The sequence below is a fragment of the Streptomyces sp. NPDC097981 genome (assembly GCF_040302565.1).
GTDB lineage: Bacteria > Actinomycetota > Actinomycetes > Streptomycetales > Streptomycetaceae > Streptomyces.
Map to the genome: position 1 here is coordinate 1 of NZ_JBEORW010000174.1, position 1,704 is coordinate 1,704.

General features: G+C 66.0%; 1 protein-coding gene. It reads left to right on the forward strand.

What is annotated here, in order from left to right; genetic code table 11:
* Nucleotides 1–359 precede the first annotated feature (359 nt).
* Nucleotides 360–1,484 (forward strand): TIGR03118 family protein, encoded by a 1,125-nt coding sequence (locus ABTY04_RS40865; RefSeq protein WP_352218498.1) that lies wholly within the window; start codon nucleotides 360–362, stop codon nucleotides 1,482–1,484.
* The last annotated feature ends 220 nt before the right edge of the window (nucleotides 1,485–1,704 follow it).

Sequence of the window (1,704 nt, forward strand, 5' to 3'; positions counted from 1 at the left end):
CATCACCCGCAGCCGCCTCGGACGCCTCACCCGCCAAGGCTTCCTCACCCAACCCGAACGAGGCCGCTACCAGAAACGGACTTAACGTCCACTCAAATGATCGAGTCCCCACCGAACCCGGAACGGTTCACGTAGGCGATCCCGAGGGGGACGAGGGGCCTTCGTCTGATCGTGTGTTCCCACCGGGGAAAACACCTGCTCCAGGCAACGGGTGACGCGTGTCGAGTGGCGTGCGCATGTGCGCTCCTCTGTGATGACTCCGACAGTACGTGCGCACCGGACACCGACGCTGGAAGAGGACCATCACCATGACACCGCAGGCACCGGCCCACCGACCCCGCCCCTTCCGGAAGCGGCTGATGGTAGCCGCACTGACCCTGGGCACAGTCGGCGCCCTCGCCGCCGCGTCGCCACCCCCGTCCTGGGAGCCAGGAGAGGCGCCGCAGCAGCATCACGGCTTCCGGGAAACCGATCTCGTATCCGACATCCCGGGCAGGGCAGAGGCGACCGATCCCAATCTGGCCAACCCTTGGGGCCTGGTGACCACCCGGTCCGGAAAGCTCTTGGTCGCGGACAACCACACCGACAAGGCCACGGCCTACTCGGGCGGCCAGAAGGGGCAGCCGGTCGAGATCCTGTCCCAGGTCGTGTCGTTCCCGACGGATGGCGCACCGACCGGGGTCGTGCGCAATGACAGCGACGACTTCGAGTTCAGCGGCTTCGGGAAGACCGGTCCCGCCCGCTTCCTCTTCGCGGGGGAGCACGGCGACCTGTTCGCGTACAACCCGGACGTGTCCCGGAGGACCGCTGTCCTGGTCGCCCACGAGGACAGCGGCGACGAGACCGCCATCTTCAAGGGGCTGGCACTGCTCGGCGGCAGGCACGGGGCTGAGGAGCCCGGGAAGGAGCACGAGCACGGGGAGCCAAGGGTGCTCGTCGCAAACTTTCGTGACTCACGTATCGACATCTTCAACGAGGACTTCGAGCTCGTGCCGTCCAATGGCGCGTTCCAGGACCCCAACCTTCCCGCCGGCTTCGCGCCCTTCGACGTCAAGGAAATCGGCTCGAAGGTGTTCGTGACCTACGCCTTGCAGGACGATGAGAAGGAGGACGACACCCCCGGTCCGGGCAACGGCTTCATTGACGTGTTCAGCCATGACGGGAAGCTCCTGAAGCGCTTCGCGAGCGGGGGCGTGCTCAACTCACCCTGGGGCCTCGAAGTCGCTCCCAAGGGGTTCGGGAAGTTCTCCGGCGACCTGCTCGTCGGCAACTTCGGAGACGGCCGCATTAACGTCTTCGACCTGCACACCGGCGAGTTCAAGGCGACCGTGAAGGACCGCGACGGGCACCCGATCGCGATCCCCGGGCTGTGGGGGCTGCAGCGCGGCACCGACAAGTCCGGTGGCACGGAAGCCGTCTGGTTCGCCGCGGGAATCAACGAGGAGAACAACGGCCTACTCGGAGTCCTGCGTGCCGAACACTGACCAGAATCGGAACGAGGCATGTTGCCTGTCCAGGGCGAACAGCCTGCCCTGCGGCGGAACGCAGGCCGTCAGTCCTCGCTCGATCACCTCGACCAGTCGGTCGAGGTGATCGCGGCCGAGGTTGGGTCTGGTCCGAAAATAAACGTCTGACTGGCCTCCGGGCGGTCAGTGTCATGCTGCTTCGATGGGTTCGAAGCGGACGGTGAGGCCGAGGGCGTTG

Excerpts from the sequence above, each read along its gene's own strand:
- ABTY04_RS40865 (WP_352218498.1), top strand. The coding sequence starts at position 360 with ATGGTAGCCGCACTGACCCTGGGCACAGTCGGCGCCCTCGCCGCCGCG.